This is a genomic window from Klebsiella pasteurii (assembly GCF_018139045.1).
GTDB classification, from domain to species: Bacteria; Pseudomonadota; Gammaproteobacteria; order Enterobacterales; family Enterobacteriaceae; genus Klebsiella; species Klebsiella grimontii.
Window position 1 is genome coordinate 988,524 of sequence record NZ_CP073236.1, and the last position, 17,518, is coordinate 1,006,041.

Here is a 17,518-nt window from a genome sequence, read left to right on the forward strand (position 1 = left end):
TCAAATATTCTCCAGGCTGATCCCGCGAGTCTTCGGACCAAAGATGCCCACCGACAGCATCACCATCAGCATGCTGGCGACGATAAAGCTAATCACCCCCGGGGTACCGGCGTATTGCAAAATAATGCCGATCAAAATGCTGGTGATCGCCGTCGACAGTCGGCTAAAGGAGTAGCAGAAGCCGACCGCCCGCGCGCGGATGTGGGTTGGGAAAACTTCGGCCTGGTAGGCGTGATAGCTAATGGTTAGCCAGGCGTTTGACCAGGTGATCATAAACCCGCAAATCACCAGCAGTACCGGGCTGTTCTGCAGGGCAAACAGGGTCCCAAACACCACCGTCATCAGCGCGGAAAGCACAATTTGCCATTTATTTTCAAAACGATGGACGAAGCGGGTGCAGAACAGACAGCCAATAGGATAGGCGAGGGTAATAAAGAACGCGTACAGCAGGCTGTGGGTGATGCTCGCCCCCTGACCGGAAAGCAGGGCGGGCAGCCAGTTGCCGAAGCCAAAGAAGCCAATGGCCTGGAAGAAGTTCATCACCATCAGCATGATCGTGCGTTTGCGGTACTGCGGCGCCCAGATCGCTTTAAAGCTTCCCAGCCTGCGCTGGTTGTCTTGCTTCTCAATCCGGTGGCGCGGCGAGGGAGAAACGCCGCAGCGCTGTTCCATTTCGCACATCACCTTATGGGCTTCCTCGTGACGACCTTTTTCCTCCAGCCAGCGCGCCGACTCCGGCAGCTTCTTGCGGATAACCCAGATGACCAGTGAGCAGAGCGCGCCGAAAATAATCACCCAGCGCCAGCCGGTCAGGCCGAAAAGGGTAATCGGCACCAGCAGCCACGACATCAGCGCCACGGCAGGAACCGATAAAAACTGAATAAAGAAGGCGAAAGCGAAAGCTTTATTGCGCAGATGCGTCGGCACCCATTCGCTTAAATAGGTGTCGATGGTCACCAGCTCAATGCCGAGACCGACGCCGACCAGAAAGCGGCAGAAGATAACCCCTTCGGCGCTGCTTTGCAGGGCCATCATCAGCGAAAATACGCCGTACCAGGCGAGGGCAAACATAAACGTCAGGCGGCGGCCCAGTTTATCCGCCAGTGGCGCAAGCAGGCTGGCGCCAATAAACAGCCCCATAAAAGTGGACGATGCGAAGGCGGCCTGGTCGGAGATACCGAAGATACCCTGCTCACCGGTATGGAAAATATTCTCTGCCAGCAGCCCGGTGCTGATATAGCCGGTCTGAAAAAGATCGTACAGCTCGAAGAAGCCGCCCAGCGCCAGGAGGGTGATAAAAGACCACAGGCCAACGGAGGCGGGCAGCGCATCGATGCGAGCGGTCAGGCTGGAGTGGGGATGTCCTGGGGAGGCGAACGCGGCGTCGCCCAGAACCTGGGTGGTAGACATATTATTATTTTCCTCAGATAAAATGTTTGCCTGCTAATGTTATTTGATTGTTAATGGTTTTAAATTTTTATTCGCACCGAGGGGGGAATATTTGCAGAATAAAATCTCGGAAATGGGATTCTGATGAGAAAGTATGCTGGTTTTCGCGCTGCATCCGCCCACGGGATGAAGGAATTCACCACTATGCCGTAAGGTTTTGACTTGGGTTAAATTTAAGATAAAGAGAGATTGTTACGTCGCGGTTATTCACCTACATTCAAAGCGAGTACTCCCACTCAGGAAAATAATCATGTCTAGCAAGAAAATTTTACAAGCAGCGCTGGCGGCGGCGCTTTCGCTGTCAATGATGGCTACGCCGGTCTTCGCTAATCCCGGTAACGGGAATGGCGGCGGTAACGGCGGTGGAAATAGCGGTAACCATGGCAACAGTGGTGGGAATAGCGGTAACCATGGCAATAGCGGTAACAAGGGCAATAGCGGTAAAAACAACGTTGATAAGGGCAACCAGGGCCATAAAGAAGGAAATCCGGGGCAGAGAAAAAATTACGGCAAACCCGATCATGTCTCCGCCGATATCAGCTTCTCCAGAGCACGTTCGCTGGCGGTAAACTACGGTTTAACCGGCTATCAGTCCCTGCCGCCGGGAATCGCCAAAAATCTGGCGCGTGGTAAACCCTTACCTCCGGGGATTGCGAAAAAAGCGGTTCCGGCATCAATGCTCAACGAACTGCCTTACTATCCAGGCTATGAATGGCGCGTGGTGGGCCAGGATTTAGTGCTGATCGCGCTGAGTACGGCGATCGTGACGTCGATAATTAATGGCGTCTTCGATTAGTGAATTAACCCCGGTTCGCGCCGGGGTTAATCCCGGTGGGCAGGCCTGGCGCATTAAGGTCATTCTAAACAAATCGTCACTAAAGCGAGATTTTAACTTTACTCAAATAATTGAATGACTATAATGAGCACAAATTCACACAGGAGAAATATGTTGGACAGTCACCCTTACTTAAACATCAAGGCAAGCTGACGCTATTTTTTCTGCGCTGCTTGCCAACCGGCGGGCAGCAATCTCCTCATCATTCAGACGATTGCATCCCATAAAGAATAACGCAGCATGGCTGCGAGGATAATCGTCATGTTCATGTTTAAAAATACATTATTCCCTCCACCGTCAACGCGACGCTAATCGCCTATCTGGCGACAATTTGTCGTGTGCTTAATAAAGCACGTAGTTAATTCTTCCAGCAAAAATGGAGGAAGCTATGTTGATGTTTCCTTATATCGCAAATTTACTCGCGGCAATGCTGTTGGGCGCGCTGATTGGCGCCGAAAGACAGTGGCGGCAGCGAATGGCTGGCCTGCGCACTAATGCGCTGGTCGCCACCGGCGCGGCGGTTTTTATTCTGAGCTCTATCTCCACATCGCCGGATAGCCCGGGGCGTATTGCCGCGCAGGTGGTTTCCGGAATTGGTTTTCTCGGCGCCGGCGTCATCATGCGGGAAGGCATGAACGTGCGCGGCCTGAATACCGCGGCGACGCTGTGGTGCTCTGCGGCAATTGGCGTGCTGTGTGGCTTAGGCCAGTTCTGGCAAGCGGCGGCGGCAACGCTGATCATCCTCTGCGCTAATATTCTACTGCGCGAAGCGGCGCAGAGAATTAATCAGATCCCCGGTGCGACAGAAGAAGAGAAATGCTACGTCCTGAATATTATTTGTCATAGCGAACACGAAAACGCGATTCGTCAGCTATTGCTTAATATCAGTAAAGAGATGACGCTCAGCTTGCAGGGGCTGGTGTCGATAGCAGCAAAAGAACAAGGACATAAAGAAATTCGTATCGAACTGGTCGGTAATACCGACCACCGCAAAGTACGAGATCTTATTATGGCAAGAATTGGCGGTGACGAAAACATTACGTCAGTGCGCTGGTGCGTCGAAGGGAGTTAGCCTCCCTGATATTCTACTGTGGCAATGATTTGTCTAAGGAGGGAATGATGGATATTCCCAGGCATATAAAGTAATAAGCGTTTAATAACGTAAAAATGAATTATGCATAAGTTAATTATGCAGGGATAACGACGTCTTAAATTTGAGGATTAATCATGACTGACATGAAAATAGAAAACCGGAAAATAAACCGGTCTGCGTCAGAAAATGATAAGCAGCATAAAAAAAGCTTCGCCATTGAAACCGAGGCATTTAACAGCCCGGATCATACGCTGGCGCGGCTCAACAGCAGCCGTCAGGGTCTCACCACCGAAGATGCCCTTGAACGACTGGATGAATATGGCCGCAATGAAGTGGCGCACGAGCAGGCGCCGCCAGCGCTAATCCAGCTTTTGCAGGCATTCAATAACCCGTTTATCTATGTCCTGATGGCGCTGGCCGCCGTCAGCTTCGTGACCGATTACTGGCTACCGCTGCGTAACGGCGAAGAGACCGATCTGACCGGGATCATTATTATCGTCACGATGGTTAGCCTGAGCGGGTTATTGCGTTTCTGGCAGGAGTTTCGTACCAACAAAGCGGCACAGGCGCTGAAATCGATGGTCCGCACCACGGCGACGGTGCTGCGTCGCGGTCCTGGTAACATGGGGCCGGTGCAGGAGGAGATTGCCATTGAGGAACTGGTGCCCGGTGACATCATTTTCCTGGCGGCGGGGGATCTGGTTCCGGCAGATGTTCGTCTGCTGGAGTCCCGGGACCTGTTCGTCAGCCAGTCGATACTCAGCGGTGAATCGCTGCCGGTTGAAAAGTATGATGTTCTGGCCAGCGTGTCCGGCAAAGGGTGCGACAGGCTTCCCGAGCCGAATAAAGATAAAAGCCTGCTGGAGATGGGCAATATCTGTCTGATGGGCACCAACGTGACCAGCGGCAGGGCGCAGGCGGTGGTGGTGGCCACCGGAAACCGCACCTGGTTTGGTTCGCTGGCGAAGTCTATTGTCGGTACGCGCACCCAGACGGCGTTCGATCGCGGGGTAAACAGCGTCAGCTGGCTGCTGATCCGCTTTATGCTGGTGATGGTGCCGATTGTTCTGCTGATTAACGGCTTCAGCAAAGGCGACTGGGTTGAGGCATCGCTGTTTGCTCTCGCGGTCGCCGTGGGCCTGACGCCGGAGATGCTGCCGATGATCGTCAGCTCCAACCTGGCGAAAGGCGCTATCGCCATGTCGCGGCGTAAAGTGATCGTCAAGCGGCTGAACGCGATTCAGAACTTCGGCGCCATGGACGTGCTGTGCACCGATAAAACCGGCACGTTGACTCAGGACAATATCATTCTTGAGCATCATCTTGACGTCAGCGGCAGCGAGAGCGACCGGGTGCTGACGCTGGCGTGGCTCAACAGCAGCAGCCAGAGCGGGGCGCGCAACCTGATGGATCGGGCGGTGCTGCGCTTTGGTGAGGGGCGGATTGCGCCGGCGACCAAAGAGCGCTTCGTGAAGCTTGATGAACTGCCGTTTGATTTTGTCCGCCGTCGGGTGTCGGTGTCGGTGGAAGATGTTCGCCACGGTGATAAAAGCCTGATCTGCAAAGGCGCGGTCGAAGAGATGCTGATGGTGGCCACGCATCTGCGCGAAGGCGACCGCGTGGTTGCGCTGGATGAAACCCGCCGCGATCTGCTGTTAGCCAAAACGCAGGACTACAACGCCCAGGGCTTCCGCGTGCTGCTGGTTGCGACCCGCAAGCTGGATGATTCCGCCCTGACAGCCCCGCTGTGCGCCAACGATGAGCAGGGGCTGACGGTAGAAGGAATGCTGACCTTCCTCGACCCGCCGAAAGAGAGCGCGGGAAAAGCGATTACCGCGCTACGCGACAACGGCGTGGCGGTCAAAGTGTTGACCGGCGATAACCCGGTCGTCACGGCGCGGATTTGCCTGGAAGTAGGTATCGATGCCCACGGTATCCTGACCGGGCCGCAGATTGAGACGATGACGGATAACGAACTGGAGCGCGAAGTGGAAACGCGCGCGGTGTTCGCCAAACTGACGCCGTTGCAGAAGTCGCGGATCCTGAAAACGCTGCAGAAAAACGGCCACACCGTCGGCTTCCTCGGCGATGGCATCAACGATGCGCCAGCGCTGCGCGACGCGGACGTCGGTATTTCGGTCGACAGCGCGGCGGATATCGCCAAAGAGGCATCCGATATTATCCTGCTGGAAAAGGATTTGATGGTGCTGGAAGAAGGGGTGATCAAAGGACGTGAGACCTTCGGCAATATCATTAAGTACCTGAATATGACCGCCAGCTCTAACTTCGGTAATGTCTTCTCAGTACTGGTGGCCAGCGCGTTTATTCCGTTCTTGCCGATGCTGGCGATTCATCTGCTGATCCAGAACCTGATGTACGATCTCTCCCAGCTCTCGCTGCCCTGGGACAAGATGGATAAGGAATTCCTGCGCAAGCCGCGCAAGTGGGATGCAAAAAACATCGGCCGCTTTATGCTGTGGATTGGCCCGACGTCGTCCATTTTTGATATCACCACCTTCGCGCTGATGTGGTACGTGTTCGCGGCGAACAACGTCGAAGCCCAGGCGCTGTTTCAGTCCGGCTGGTTTATTGAAGGGCTGCTGTCGCAAACGCTGGTCGTACATATGCTGAGAACGCAGAAAATTCCGTTTATCCAGAGCAGCGCGACGCTGCCGGTACTGCTCACCACCGCAGTGATTATGGCGATGGGCATCTACATTCCGTTCTCCCCGCTGGGAGCGATGGTCGGGCTGGAGCCGCTGCCGCTGAGCTACTTCCCATGGCTGGTCGCGACGCTGCTCAGCTACTGCGTGGTCGCGCAGGGCATGAAACGTTTCTATATCAAACGTTTCGGTCAGTGGTTCTGATAATAAGGAGGCGCAGAGATGAATCGTTCTCCGGACACTATCATCGCGCTGATATTTTTCCTGATGGGTCTGCTGGTGCTGCTGTTAGCTATCTGGCAAATCCTGTTCTGAATAAGGGGGCGCGATGCGTAGAGGATCGCTGGATAAAGTCTTTATTCAGGTGGCGATTATTGCGGCCATCATTATTCTGCTGACAATCTGGATTAGATAGAAGAAACCCGGGCCATTGGCCCGGGTTTAGCATTTCTGCCGGGGAAAAGATTACAGATCGAAGCGGTCGAGGTTCATCACTTTGGTCCATGCGGCGACAAAGTCGCTGACAAACTTCTGCCGCGCATCGCTGCAGGCATACACTTCTGCCAGGGCGCGCAGGACGGAGTTGGAGCCAAACACCAGATCAACGCGGGTCGCTGTGTATTTCTCTTCGCCGCTCTTACGATCGCGGCCAATAAACAGCTCAGCGTGCTCGTCAGCAGCTTTCCAGACGGTACCCATATCGAGCAGGTTAGCGAAGAAATCATTGCTCAGCACGCCCACGCGGTCGGTAAATACGCCGTGCCGGCTGCCGTCAAAGTTAGCGCCCAGCACGCGCAGACCGCCTACCAGGACCGTCATTTCTGGCGCCGTCAGCGTTAACTGCTGCGCTTTATCAATCAGCAGCGTTTCGGTGGAGATGCCGCCGCCGACGCGACGATAGTTGCGGAAACCATCGGCCAGCGGCTGCAGCAGATCCATCGCTTCGACATCGGTCTGATCCTGACGCGCATCGACGCGGCCAGGAGCGAAGGGGACGCTGACCTGAACGCCTGCCGCCGCGGCAGCCTGCTCAATGCCCACCACGCCGGCGAGGACGATGATATCAGCCAGAGACGCTTTACCTGATGCCTGCTGAATCGCCTGCAGGGTTGGCAGCACGCGGGAGGCGATGGCGTTGACCGGCCACGATTTCTGCGGCTCGAGCGCCAGACGCGCGCCGTTGGCGCCGCCGCGTTTATCACCACCGCGGAAGGTGGATGCCGATGCCCAGGCTACGGAAACCAGCTCGCTGACCGAAAGGCCGGCGTCGGCAATGGCGGTTTTCAGCGTCGCGATATCCTCTGCGGTCGGGGCGTGGATCGCCGCCGGTAGCGGGTCTTGCCAGATCAGATCTTCTTTCGGCACTTCCGGACCCATGTAGCGGGACTTCGGCCCCATATCGCGGTGGATCAGTTTAAACCATGCGCGGGCGAAAGCTTCGTTAAAGGCCTGCGGGTCGTTCAGGAAACGGCGGGAAATCTTGTCGAATTCCGGGTCAAAGCGCAGCGTCAGGTCGGTGACCAGCATGGTGGGCTTGCGTTTTTTCTCCGGATTAAACGGGTCAGGAATGATTTCAGGGGCGTCTTTCGCTTCGAACTGAATCGCGCCTGCCGGGCTGCGGGTCTGTACCCACTCGTATTTGTACAGGTTTTCGAAGAAGTAGTTGCTCCATTGGGTTGGCGTTTGCGTCCAGACCACTTCCAGACCGGAGGTGATCGCGTCGGCGCCCGCGCCGCTGCCGTAGCTGTTCGCCCAGCCGAGGCCCTGCGTTTCGATCGGCGCCGCTTCCGGCTCTGCGCCAACGTGGCTGGTCACCGCGGAGCCGTGGGTTTTGCCCAGCGTATGGCCGCCGGCGATCAGCGCGACGATCTCTTCATCATTCATCGCCATATTGCCGAAGGTCGCGCGAATTGCGGAGGCCGCGGAGAGCGGGTCGCCGCTGGCATTAGGACCTTCAGGGTTGACGTAAATCAGCCCCATTTCGGTGGCGCCGATCGCCTGCTGATTCAGGCTTTCCGGATGACGATGGGCCAGCCATTCGGTTTCATTACCCCAGTCAACGTCCAGATCCGGTTCCCATACGTCTTCACGACCGGCCCCGAAGCCAAAGGTGCGGAAACCGGCGTTTTCCAGCGCCACGTTGCCCGCCAGCATATAGAGATCGGCCCAGGAGATTTTCTGGCCGTATTTCTGCTTAACCGGCCACAGCAGGCGACGGGCTTTGTCGAGGCTGACGTTATCCGGCCAGGAGTTGAGCGGGGCGAAACGCTGCTGCCCGCGGCCTGCGCCGCCGCGCCCGTCAACGGTACGATAGGTACCGGCGCCGTGCCATGCCATACGAATAAACAGCCCGATATAGCTGCCCCAGTCCGCCGGCCACCACTCCTGAGAATCGGTGAGCAGGGCGCGCAGATCGGCTTTCAGGGCCGAGTAGTCGAGCTTCTTAAACTCTTCGCGGTAGTTAAAGTTTTCGCCCAGCGGGTTTGAACGATTGGAGTGCTGATTCAGCAGATCCACACGTAGTTGATTAGGCCACCAGTCGCGGTTGCCGGTGCCACCGCCCGCGCTCTGCGTGGGCGTCGGTGTTTCGGCGTGAAAGGGACATTTTCCTGCCGACGGGGTATTCGAAGGATCGTTTGACGTGCTCATATCAGGCTCCGTTTGCTTTTGTGAATGCCATTACGATATACACTGCTACCAATAAGCGATATTTGAATGAGTCTACGGATTTAATAGTTATTTCCGTTCAATGCCTTTGTAAAAACCGAATATATATCATTGTTGAATGGCTGGTTTTCAACAATGACCTTACCACCATAGTCGTAACATCAGCGTAAAGGAATCGTTAAGGCATCATCTCCGCCAGCGAAGATCCCATTATTTGCGTTATGACAATTTTAGTGCGTAAACAAGCTTAGCGCTGCCAGTATAAAGGTGTACCAAAAACGTCGATAAAATAGTCAATTACCGCCCGTACGTTAAGTGACGGATGCCTGGCGTGAGGGTAAATCGCCGAAACCGGCGAGGGGGTATTGCCGATTGCCGCGGTGTAGCGGGGCATCAGTTGAATTAGCCTTCCTTCTCCTGTCGCTTTATTAACCATCCAGTCGGGAAAGAGCACCACTCCCATGCCCCCCAGCGCAGCGGTCAGCAGCGCATCAGCGTTATTTGAAGTGAGCTGCGGCGTTTGCGGATAGTGCACCCATTCCCCTTGCGCAAGGCGGAACAGCCAGCGGTTGGGCCCGTTTGAGCCGCTGTAGACCAGCGTGCTGTGCTGGCGAAGATCTTCCGGCGTCTCCGGGATGCCGCGGCGTCGCAGATACGCCGGAGCGGCGACCAGATAATGATGCTGCATACCCAGTACCCTGGCGTGAACGCTGGAATCCGGCAGGCTACCGATGCGAAAAATCACGTCGGTCGCATCGCGGTGCGGATCGATGAAATCATCGGTCAGCGCCAGCTCAATCTGCATCTGCGGATAGCGCGCCGTCAGCCCCGGCAGCCAGGGCGCGATATGGCGCTGGCCAAAATAGACCGGGGCGTTGATGCGCACCAGCCCGCCTGGCTCAAGGTTCCGGTCCTGCAAATCGCGTCGCGCGGCGCTGAACTGTTCGCTGATACCTCTGGCATGAGCGGCAAACAGGCGTCCTGCTTCGGTAGGCACCACGGCCCGGGTATTACGATAAAACAGCTGCTGACCGAGCGCGTCCTCAAGCTGGTGAATGGTGCGCGATACCATTGAGGGAGAAACGCCTTCCCGTCGCGCCACGACGGAAAAGCTCTGGCTGTCGTAAACGGCGATAAACAGCTGCAGCGCCCGAAAGTTCACATTACCCGCATCGCTCATTAATGCAATATCCGCAAAAGTGTTTCCTTGATTGTATCGTTTTTCACATCACTCCGCTGCTTTATGCTCTGCCACCCCATTAATAATCGGATAGCAACGATGCAGTTATTACTTATTTTTCTTGTGATTGCCGGCGGCATGGGATTATCCGTGGAAGCTGGACTACTCGGGCCGCTGGCCGGTCAGGTAGGGGACCTGTGGGCCACCTTCAGTATTTTCAGCGTTGGCAGCGCGCTGACGTTTCTGCTGATGCTGCTGTTTGGCCAGAGACAAAGCCCCTCGTTCTTCTCTTTGCCGGGCTGGCAGCTTACCGGGGGCATCCTGGGCCCCATCTATGTCGTCATCTTAACTATCGCCGTGCCGGTTATCGGTATTGCCATGACGATGATCGGCATTCTTGCCGGCCAGGTCTGCAAAAGCCTGTTGATTGACCATTATGGCCTGTTCGGTTCGCCAAAACGTAAAATCGACGGTCGGCGGCTTATCGCACTACTGTTTATCGTTGTCGCCCTGATTCTGATCGCCGCAAGCTGAGGACTTAAGATGAGTAGCATAATGATTTTGCTGGCGCTGGCCGGCGGCGCGATGTTGAGTATGCAGGCGGCGATTAACGGTCGTTTAGGCAGTCAGGTAGGCGTATTTCGTAGCGCGTTTCTCACTTTCTCCGTAGGCGCCTTGATCACCGCGCTGCTGATTTTCTACTTTGCGCCCCACCAGACGACGACGCTGCAGGATGTGCCGAAATGGCAGCTGCTGGGGGCATTTTGCGGCGTCCCCTATATCGTAATTATGGTGGTGGCGGTGCAGCGTATCGGTACCGCGACGGCCACGGTGGCGGTGATTTTTGGCCAACTGGCCATGAGTCTGCTGATCGATAACTTTGGCTGGCTCGGTAATGATGCCATTACCTTTTCACCGGGGCGGCTTGGGGCGATCGTCTGTTTGGGGTTGGCGCTGTTCTTTATTTATCGCTCCGGCAAGGCGGCAAAAGCAGCAGAGAAGCGATAGACCGCCCACCTGTTCAGGTGAGTTGTCGTGCATCGCTAACCGCGGCCATACTGTTCGTCACCATGTGACTGGCGTTTTAGACAGGTCACTGTCGGGGAGCATGGTTGCCGCCGCCGCGCGCCTGGGCATCACTTCACTTTATGGAGATACGCTATGCCTGAGATTTCGTCGCTGCTGACCTTCGCTCTGGTGGCCCTTGGCCTGGTGCTGACCCCGGGGCCGAATATGATCTATCTGATTTCGCGCTCGATTTGCCAGGGAAGAAAGGCCGGACTGGTCTCCCTCGGCGGGGTGGCGCTGGGGTTTGTCTTTTATATGCTGTGCGCCGCGTTCGGTATTACCGCGCTGATCTTCGCCGTGCCCTATGCTTATGACGTCTTGCGCATCAGCGGCGTTGTCTATCTGCTTTATCTGGCCTGGCAGGCGGTGAAGCCCGGCGGGCGCTCGGTCTTTACGGTGCGCGACCTGCCTGCGGATAGCGGCCGTAAGCTGTTTATGATGGGCTTTATTACTAACCTGGCGAACCCTAAAATCGCCATCATGTATCTCTCACTGCTGCCGCAGTTTATCTCTCCCGGTCACGGCAGCATCCTTACGCAATCGCTGGCGCTGGGATTTACCCAGGCGATAATTAGCGTGGCGGTTAACGCGCTGATTGTGGTGATGGCCGGGCAGGTGTCGCTGTTTCTTGCGGGGCGCCCGTTATGGCAGCAGTTTCAGCGCTGGTTGATGGCGACGGTGCTGGCGGGGATGGCGGTGAAAATTGCCTTCGAAGCGCGGAAGTAATCGCTCTGCCCGGTAGTATAGCGCTGCCGGGCGCAGCAGAAGGGGGTTAAGCCCCCGGGCCAATCAGCCGCGAGCGGATCGTCGCCTCCGGCATCATCTCCAGCAGACCGTTGCTCAGCATCTCTCCCGCCTCCTGCAGCGCGCTAAACGGCATTTCCGGCAGGCTTTCAAGAATAAACCACATCCGCGGACTCTCCACGCTCAGACGAGTGCGTACTCCCTGTCTCCAGTTCCAGCGGCGGCAGGTCACGCCGCGATCGTCGCCCCAGACCACCTCTCCCGCGTCGGGGTATTCGTAAACCGTCTGTCCTTCCTTAACGGTATCGAACGGCTCGCTGCCGTCCGCTATCTTGAGCTGCGGCACGCCAACATACGCCGCCAGGTTTTCGCCGCCGACCGGCACGGCGTAGCGCAGGCTCACCGCGTTATAGAGGTCGATGATAGGATCGATCGCGGCCATCTCGCCATCGCGCAGCACCCGTTTACGCAAGGCTTCCGCCGAGCAGGGGGTCCTTTTAGGTTTTGCGCCAAAGGCGCGGAATACTTCGCTCCAGGCCTGCAGGTGCGCCTCCGCCCACTGCGGCTCGTCGGCGAGAACCGCTTTGCAGGCGGAGCGGAGCGCATCTGACCCGACCTGGGGGGCGCGTACGGCGGCGGAAACGACATCAATGCTCAGGGCGCGAAAGCCGGGGGCCAGCGCGGAGACCTGCGGGCTGATTGACGGTAATACGCTATTCATTGGATAATCCTGTAACGACCATTTTAAAGCATAATATCGACCGATGACCAATAAAGTCAATATAACGACCGATGCGGGCGCCGATGCCGCCATGATCAATGAAGCCGTTGCCGCGCGCCTTAAACGCTACCGGGCGGAAAAGAAGATCTCCCTTGATGAGCTGTCGCGACGCGCGGGGGTCAGTAAAGGCATGCTGGTAGACATTGAAGCCTGCCGGGCCAATCCGAGCATCGCGCTGTTATGCCGTCTGGCCTCGGCGCTGGGCGTATCCGTGGCCGATTTTGTCAACGTCGCCGCCGCGCCGCCTGTCAAGGTGATGGCCGCAAGGGATATTCCCACCCTGTGGCAGGGCGAGCGGGGCGGTCATGCGCGGCTGCTTGCCGGTACCAGCGGACCGGATATGGTGGAGCTCTGGCAATGGAGTCTCTATCCCGGTGAGATTTTTACCTCGCCGGGGCACGGCGATGGCACGACAGAGCTGCTTTTTGTGACCGAGGGCGCCTTAACCCTGACGGTCAACGACGCGAGCTATGTGATTGTCGCCGGAGATTCCGCCGTGGCGCGCACCGACGCCCCGCATAGCTACGCTAACGCCGGGGATGCTGTCACGCGCTTCACTATGACGGTCAGCGAAAAAGCGCGTTAGTATTATCCCGACCGCGCTCCTCTCTCACGGCGAGCGCACCAAATTCATGCAATGCCCCATCATCACTCCCCATTATTGGGAATCGCGGCGACGCCTGTCGTCGTATGGCTGATTTTACGCGCTCTGCGCGCCTGGCATAGACCTTGCAAACTCCTCGTCAGAAGGCAGCGCAACAGACAATTGAGATAACACAATAGCTGGCTAGGGTTCCGGTTCACTCAGGTGAACGTCTGGTCCGAGAGCTGGCGACCTCTGCGAGGTTACACGGCGGGACAAAAGCCCGGGAGACAGCAGCACCGTTGGGTGTCGCGCTGCCCCCGTTTCCCGTGCTAACCAGAGGTCCACCATGAAGACACCGCCGCTCCTCCGCTCTCTTATCCTGTCGCTGGCGCTGCTGGCCAGCGTCCCATCGTTTGCCGCCGTCAAAAAAGAGTTCAACGTCTGCTGGACTATCTACGCCGGATGGATGCCCTGGGGCACCATCAGCAACGAAAAAATCATCGATAAGTGGGCCAGTAAATACGGCATCAAAATCAATATCGTTCAGCTAAACGACTACATCGAGTCCATCAACCAGTATACCGCGGGCCAGTTTGACGGCTGCACCATGACCAACATGGATGCCCTGACCATTCCGGCGGCGGGGGGCGTTGACACGACGGCGCTGATTACCGGCAGCTACTCCGACGGCAACGACGGCGTGGTGCTGAAAGGGGCGAATAAAAAACTCAGCGATCTGAAAGGCATGGCGGTGTATCTCCCGGAGCTTTCGGTATCGCACTACCTGCTGGTTCGCGGCCTGGAAAAAGCCGGACTGCAGGAAAAAGACGTCAAAGTGGTCAATACCTCGGATGCGGATATCGTCTCGGCCTTTGGCACCAGCGGCGTACGCGCGGCGGTGGCCTGGAACCCGCAGCTTTCGGTTATCAAAAAGACGCCGCAAACTACAGAAGTCTTTAGCTCTTCACAGGTCCCCGGCGAGCTGATCGACATGATGGTGGTAAATACTCAGACGCTGAAAGATAACCCGGCGCTGGGCAAAGCCCTGACCGGCGCCTGGTTCGAGATGATGGCCAAAATGCAGGCCGGCGATACCGAGGCGCTAAACGCTATGGCCGCCGACTCCGGCACCGACCTCGCCGGTTACCAGGCGCAGCTAAAAACGACCCATCTGTTCTGGACGCCTGCCGACACCCTGACGTTTATCTCCTCGCCGGAGCTGGCCAAAACCATGCAGCGGGTGGCGCAGTTCTCCTTTGATAAAGGGCTGCTGGGCGAGGGAGCGCAGAGCGCCGACTTTATCGGCATGACCTTTCCCGGCGGCGTCACCGTCGGCGATACCGCGAACAGCAAGCTGCGCTTTGACGACAGCTATCTGAAGCTGGCCGCGGCGGGCAAGCTGTAATGATTGACTCCGGGAGTCCACGCCATGCGCCACATTAACCGCTATCCCCGTCAGGGTATGCGTCTGACGCTGATGCTGTTGCCCTTTGTCCTGCTGGTCGCCGCCTGGTTTATCGGCTCGGCGGTGCGGCTGGAAGCCAATCCGCAGGATAAGCTGCTGCCCGGCCTGTCGCAAATGATCGCGGCCATTGACCGGATGGCGTTCACGCCGGATAAACGCAGCGGTGAGTATCTGCTGTGGGCCGATACGCTGATTAGCCTTGGCCGCCTGCTGATTGGCCTGACACTCTCTTCGCTGATTGGCCTGGGCATCGGCATCGCCGCCGGCGTGTTCCCGATGTACCGCGCGGCGCTGTCGCCGCTGATGACCGTGGTGTCTATGATCCCGCCGCTGGCGATCCTGCCGGTGCTGTTTATCGTCTTTGGCCTGGATGAGCTATCAAAAGTGATGCTTATCGTTATTGGCATTACGCCGATGCTGGCGCGCGACCTTGAGCAGCGGGCGCGGGAAATCCCTGCGGAGCTGTTTATCAAAGCACAAACCCTCGGCGCCAATAGCTGGACGGTGGTCCTGCGGGTCGTGCTGCCGCAGTTGCTATCGCGGCTGATAACCTCCCTGCGCCTGCTGCTGGGCTCCGCGTGGCTGTTTTTGATCTCCGCTGAGGCCATTTCCGCCACCGCCGGGCTTGGCTATCGCATATTCCTCGTTCGCCGCTATATGGCGATGGACGTGATTATTCCTTACGTCATCTGGATAACGCTGCTGGCGTGGTTGATGGATCTGGCTCTGCGCCAGCTGCATAAAGCCTGTTTCCCGTGGGCGGAAGGAGGTCGGGCATGAGTTTTATCGACATCAAAAATATCTGGCAGGAGTACGGCGATCACGTGGTGCTGGAGCGCATCAATTTGCAGGTGAAAGAGGGCGAGTTCTGTTCGATGGTCGGGGCGTCCGGCTGCGGCAAATCAACCTTTTTACGTCTGCTGCTCGGCCAGGAAAAGCCGACCCGCGGTGAAATTACCCTCGACGGCCTGCCGCTGGCGGCGGAGCCGGATCGCAGCCGCGGCGTGGTGTTTCAGCGTTATTCGGTTTTCCCGCATCTCAACGTGTTGGATAACGTCGCCATAGGTCTTGAACTTCCGGCGTCACCGCTGTTTGGCCGGCTGTTTGCCGGCAGGAAACGCGACGCCCGCGAACAGGCGCGGCGGATGCTGGAGAAAGTCGGGCTGGGGCACGCGCTGGATAAATACCCGGCGCAGCTCTCCGGCGGGATGCAGCAGAGGCTGGCGATTGCCCAGGCGTTCGTGATGCAGCCGCGCGTGCTGCTGCTCGATGAGCCCTTCGGCGCGCTGGATCCCGGGATCCGCAAGGATATGCACGGGCTGCTGCTCCAGCTATGGAGCGAAACCCGGATGACGGTTTTTATGGTCACCCACGACCTCGCGGAAGGCTTCAACCTTGGCACCCGGCTGCTGGTTTTCGACAAAGTGCGCATTGACCCGCAGGCGCCTAACGCCTGGGGGGCGCGCATTACCTACGATATACCGCTCAATGAAGCGCGGATGTCGCAGCTGACGACCGGCAGCGACAATAACGTTTACGCATTAAGGAGATAGTTTGATGACCGCACTTTTTCACTCCTCCCCCAGTCTGCGCGAAGAGCGTCTCCCCGGCGGGGCGCATACCTCGTTGATTTTGCGCCAAGGGCAGATCCTGCGCCTGACCGATATCGACGGCGGGGCTAACGTCAGCATGATGATGCTTAATCCCCACGAGAAGAGCGAGCGCCTGAATTTACCGGATACCCTCAAGGGCCAGCACACCGCGCGCCTGACCGCCGGGCATTGTTTCTACTCAGATATGGGGCGCGTCCTGGCCGGGATTGTGGCCGATAGCTGCGGCTGGCACGACCCGTTCGGCGGGGTGCTCAACGCCGACGAGACGCGTGAAAAATATGGCGCAGGACGCTACCAGGAGCTGCGCAACGGCTTCTATCGCAACGGTGTCGATAACCTGCTGGTCGAGATGGGCAAGTGGGACCTGGGCCTTGAAGACCTGCTGATGGTGGTTAACTTCTTCAGCAAAGTGACTGTCGATGAGGACGGTAGTTTCCGCTTCATCCCGGGCAACAGCCGCGCCGGAGATTACGTTGAGCTGTTTGCGCCGATGGATGTCCTCATGGTGCTGACCGCGCTGCCTCATCCCCAGGATCCTGCCGCGGAGTACGCCCCGCGGCCGATTCAGCTCAGCTGGTATCAGGCCGACGATGTGCAGGCGGCCACAGAAGCGCTCTTTACCCGCGATGAAAACCAGCGCGCGTTCCTCAATACCCAACTTTTTGCCCTGTAAGGAGGCAGCGATGAGCCTTATCACCAGTAACCGTCGTCCTGAAGATGCCGTCTATCGTCATGTGATCCCGGCAGGGGAACCCTGGCTGTTTGAGGTACAAAAAGGACAAACCCTGCGCCTGCTAGACCTCGAAGGCAACCAGGCCATTGATACTCTGTTCTACAATGCTGATAACCCCCGGGAACGCTACGATCCGCAGCGCACGCTGCGCCGCCAGGGCAATGCCTATCTGACCACCGGCAGCGTGCTCTATTCCAATCTGGGCAATCCGCTGCTGACCATCGTTGCCGACACCTGCGGTCGCCACGATACCCTCGGCGGCGCCTGCGCCCAGGAGAGCAACACCGTGCGCTACGCCCAGGATAAACGCTATATGCACAGCTGCCGGGATAATTTCCTTTGCGCCTGCCTGCACGATGGTCGCCTGCACAAGCGCGATATCGGCGCCAACATCAACTTTTTTATGAACGTCCCGGTAACCCCGGAAGGTGGGCTGACCTTTGAGGACGGCATATCGGCGGCGGGTAAATACGTTGAGCTGCGCGCCGAGTGCAACGCCGTGGTGCTGATTTCCAACTGTCCGCAGTTGAACAATCCCTGCAACGGCTGGAACCCTACGCCCGCCGAGGTGCTGGTATGGAACTGACCCGCTGGCAGCGCTGGCGTCTGCTGGCCTTTCGGCTCTTCGCCGTCCGCGCCGA

At 57.4% G+C, this 17,518-nt stretch carries 18 protein-coding genes and 2 riboswitches; of the genes, 14 read left to right on the top strand and 4 right to left on the bottom strand.

All coding sequences use genetic code 11. From position 1 onward, the window contains the following. The gene (locus KCG39_RS04710) at positions 1–1,410 is read right to left on the bottom strand and encodes an MFS transporter (protein WP_049112853.1); all 1,410 of its coding nucleotides are present in this window, start codon (positions 1,408–1,410) and stop codon (positions 1–3) included. Between the two features lie 289 nt (positions 1,411–1,699). On the opposite strand from KCG39_RS04710, the gene KCG39_RS04715 reads away from it, so the two are divergent. From KCG39_RS04715 to mgtU, 5 genes are all read left to right on the top strand, one after another. Beyond that, positions 1,700–2,245 carry an anti-virulence regulator CigR family protein gene (locus KCG39_RS04715; protein WP_004120550.1) on the top strand — a complete coding sequence of 182 codons (546 nt, stop codon included), beginning with the start codon at positions 1,700–1,702 and terminating at the stop codon, positions 2,243–2,245. A gap of 415 nt (positions 2,246–2,660) precedes the next feature. Further along, entirely contained in the window at positions 2,661–3,356 is a 696-nt protein-coding gene (locus KCG39_RS04720; RefSeq protein WP_049112851.1) for an MgtC family protein, read from the top strand. Positions 3,357–3,511: 155 nt separating this feature from the next. Beyond that, positions 3,512–6,244, top strand: coding sequence for a magnesium-translocating P-type ATPase (gene mgtA, locus KCG39_RS04725; RefSeq protein ID WP_142445727.1), 2,733 nt, complete (start codon positions 3,512–3,514; stop codon positions 6,242–6,244). 18 nt (positions 6,245–6,262) lie between these two features. Beyond that, positions 6,263–6,355, top strand: a complete 93-nt coding sequence (gene mgtR, locus KCG39_RS04730; RefSeq protein ID WP_004101989.1) for a protein MgtR — start codon at positions 6,263–6,265, stop codon at positions 6,353–6,355. Between the two features lie 13 nt (positions 6,356–6,368). Continuing rightward, the gene (gene mgtU, locus KCG39_RS27900) at positions 6,369–6,455 is read left to right on the top strand and encodes a magnesium transporter protection protein MgtU (protein ID WP_251009858.1); all 87 of its coding nucleotides are present in this window, start codon (positions 6,369–6,371) and stop codon (positions 6,453–6,455) included. A 50-nt stretch (positions 6,456–6,505) separates the two neighbouring features. On the opposite strand, the gene katG is transcribed toward mgtU, so the two are convergent. Continuing rightward, entirely contained in the window at positions 6,506–8,689 is a 2,184-nt protein-coding gene (gene katG, locus KCG39_RS04735) for a catalase/peroxidase HPI (RefSeq protein ID WP_211811558.1), read from the bottom strand. Between the two features lie 265 nt (positions 8,690–8,954). After that, positions 8,955–9,887, bottom strand: a complete 933-nt coding sequence (locus KCG39_RS04740) for a LysR family transcriptional regulator (protein WP_142446527.1) — start codon at positions 9,885–9,887, stop codon at positions 8,955–8,957. 99 nt (positions 9,888–9,986) lie between these two features. Between KCG39_RS04740 and KCG39_RS04745 the strand changes: the two genes are divergently transcribed. The 3 genes from KCG39_RS04745 to KCG39_RS04755 all read left to right on the top strand — a co-directional run bounded on the left by KCG39_RS04745 (position 9,987) and on the right by KCG39_RS04755 (position 11,681). After that, positions 9,987–10,421 (top strand): DMT family transporter, encoded by a 435-nt coding sequence (locus KCG39_RS04745; protein ID WP_004120541.1) that lies wholly within the window; start codon positions 9,987–9,989, stop codon positions 10,419–10,421. Between the two features lie 9 nt (positions 10,422–10,430). Further along, the gene (locus KCG39_RS04750; RefSeq protein ID WP_142446528.1) at positions 10,431–10,895 is read left to right on the top strand and encodes a DMT family transporter; all 465 of its coding nucleotides are present in this window, start codon (positions 10,431–10,433) and stop codon (positions 10,893–10,895) included. Positions 10,896–10,949: 54 nt separating this feature from the next. Next, positions 10,950–11,029, top strand: a riboswitch (ZMP/ZTP riboswitch). A 19-nt stretch (positions 11,030–11,048) separates the two neighbouring features. Then, positions 11,049–11,681 (top strand): LysE family translocator, encoded by a 633-nt coding sequence (locus tag KCG39_RS04755; protein ID WP_142446529.1) that lies wholly within the window; start codon positions 11,049–11,051, stop codon positions 11,679–11,681. Positions 11,682–11,727: 46 nt separating this feature from the next. Here KCG39_RS04755 and KCG39_RS04760 read toward each other — a convergent pair whose 3' ends face one another. Further along, on the bottom strand, positions 11,728–12,420 hold the full coding sequence (locus KCG39_RS04760) for a B3/B4 domain-containing protein (RefSeq protein WP_142446530.1): 693 nt from the start codon (positions 12,418–12,420) through the stop codon (positions 11,728–11,730). 43 nt (positions 12,421–12,463) lie between these two features. On the opposite strand from KCG39_RS04760, the gene KCG39_RS04765 reads away from it, so the two are divergent. The 6 genes from KCG39_RS04765 to KCG39_RS04790 all read left to right on the top strand — a co-directional run bounded on the left by KCG39_RS04765 (position 12,464) and on the right by KCG39_RS04790 (position 17,463). Continuing rightward, the gene (locus KCG39_RS04765) at positions 12,464–13,066 is read left to right on the top strand and encodes a helix-turn-helix domain-containing protein (protein WP_004120534.1); all 603 of its coding nucleotides are present in this window, start codon (positions 12,464–12,466) and stop codon (positions 13,064–13,066) included. A gap of 190 nt (positions 13,067–13,256) precedes the next feature. Continuing rightward, a riboswitch (guanidine-I (ykkC/yxkD leader) is annotated at positions 13,257–13,355 on the top strand. Between the two features lie 57 nt (positions 13,356–13,412). Continuing rightward, positions 13,413–14,471, top strand: coding sequence for a putative urea ABC transporter substrate-binding protein (locus KCG39_RS04770; protein ID WP_004120532.1), 1,059 nt, complete (start codon positions 13,413–13,415; stop codon positions 14,469–14,471). Positions 14,472–14,495: 24 nt separating this feature from the next. Next, the gene (locus KCG39_RS04775; RefSeq protein ID WP_004120530.1) at positions 14,496–15,311 is read left to right on the top strand and encodes an ABC transporter permease; all 816 of its coding nucleotides are present in this window, start codon (positions 14,496–14,498) and stop codon (positions 15,309–15,311) included. Further along, the gene (locus KCG39_RS04780) at positions 15,308–16,084 is read left to right on the top strand and encodes an ABC transporter ATP-binding protein (protein ID WP_004120528.1); all 777 of its coding nucleotides are present in this window, start codon (positions 15,308–15,310) and stop codon (positions 16,082–16,084) included. The genes KCG39_RS04775 and KCG39_RS04780 overlap by 4 nt, the downstream gene beginning before the upstream one ends. A gap of 4 nt (positions 16,085–16,088) precedes the next feature. After that, entirely contained in the window at positions 16,089–16,817 is a 729-nt protein-coding gene (locus tag KCG39_RS04785) for an urea amidolyase associated protein UAAP1 (protein ID WP_004120527.1), read from the top strand. A gap of 10 nt (positions 16,818–16,827) precedes the next feature. Then, the gene (locus tag KCG39_RS04790; RefSeq protein WP_004120525.1) at positions 16,828–17,463 is read left to right on the top strand and encodes an urea amidolyase associated protein UAAP2; all 636 of its coding nucleotides are present in this window, start codon (positions 16,828–16,830) and stop codon (positions 17,461–17,463) included. The last annotated feature ends 55 nt before the right edge of the window (positions 17,464–17,518 follow it).

Bases quoted from the DNA above. Each gene is read 5' to 3' on its own strand.
- KCG39_RS04715 (WP_004120550.1), top strand. From the start codon at position 1,700: ATGTCTAGCAAGAAAATTTTACAAGCAGCGCTGGCGGCGGCGCTTTCG.
- KCG39_RS04760 (WP_142446530.1), bottom strand. From the start codon at position 12,420: ATGAATAGCGTATTACCGTCAATCAGCCCGCAGGTCTCCGCGCTGGCC.
- KCG39_RS04745 (WP_004120541.1), top strand. From the start codon at position 9,987: ATGCAGTTATTACTTATTTTTCTTGTGATTGCCGGCGGCATGGGATTA.
- KCG39_RS04710 (WP_049112853.1), bottom strand. From the start codon at position 1,410: ATGTCTACCACCCAGGTTCTGGGCGACGCCGCGTTCGCCTCCCCAGGA.
- KCG39_RS04780 (WP_004120528.1), top strand. From the start codon at position 15,308: ATGAGTTTTATCGACATCAAAAATATCTGGCAGGAGTACGGCGATCAC.
- KCG39_RS04750 (WP_142446528.1), top strand. From the start codon at position 10,431: ATGAGTAGCATAATGATTTTGCTGGCGCTGGCCGGCGGCGCGATGTTG.
- mgtU (WP_251009858.1), top strand. From the start codon at position 6,369: ATGCGTAGAGGATCGCTGGATAAAGTCTTTATTCAGGTGGCGATTATT.
- katG (WP_211811558.1), bottom strand. From the start codon at position 8,689: ATGAGCACGTCAAACGATCCTTCGAATACCCCGTCGGCAGGAAAATGT.
- KCG39_RS04765 (WP_004120534.1), top strand. From the start codon at position 12,464: ATGACCAATAAAGTCAATATAACGACCGATGCGGGCGCCGATGCCGCC.
- KCG39_RS04755 (WP_142446529.1), top strand. From the start codon at position 11,049: ATGCCTGAGATTTCGTCGCTGCTGACCTTCGCTCTGGTGGCCCTTGGC.
- KCG39_RS04790 (WP_004120525.1), top strand. From the start codon at position 16,828: ATGAGCCTTATCACCAGTAACCGTCGTCCTGAAGATGCCGTCTATCGT.
- mgtA (WP_142445727.1), top strand. From the start codon at position 3,512: ATGACTGACATGAAAATAGAAAACCGGAAAATAAACCGGTCTGCGTCA.
- KCG39_RS04785 (WP_004120527.1), top strand. From the start codon at position 16,089: ATGACCGCACTTTTTCACTCCTCCCCCAGTCTGCGCGAAGAGCGTCTC.
- KCG39_RS04720 (WP_049112851.1), top strand. From the start codon at position 2,661: ATGGAGGAAGCTATGTTGATGTTTCCTTATATCGCAAATTTACTCGCG.
- KCG39_RS04740 (WP_142446527.1), bottom strand. From the start codon at position 9,887: ATGAGCGATGCGGGTAATGTGAACTTTCGGGCGCTGCAGCTGTTTATC.
- KCG39_RS04770 (WP_004120532.1), top strand. From the start codon at position 13,413: ATGAAGACACCGCCGCTCCTCCGCTCTCTTATCCTGTCGCTGGCGCTG.
- KCG39_RS04775 (WP_004120530.1), top strand. From the start codon at position 14,496: ATGCGCCACATTAACCGCTATCCCCGTCAGGGTATGCGTCTGACGCTG.
- mgtR (WP_004101989.1), top strand. From the start codon at position 6,263: ATGAATCGTTCTCCGGACACTATCATCGCGCTGATATTTTTCCTGATG.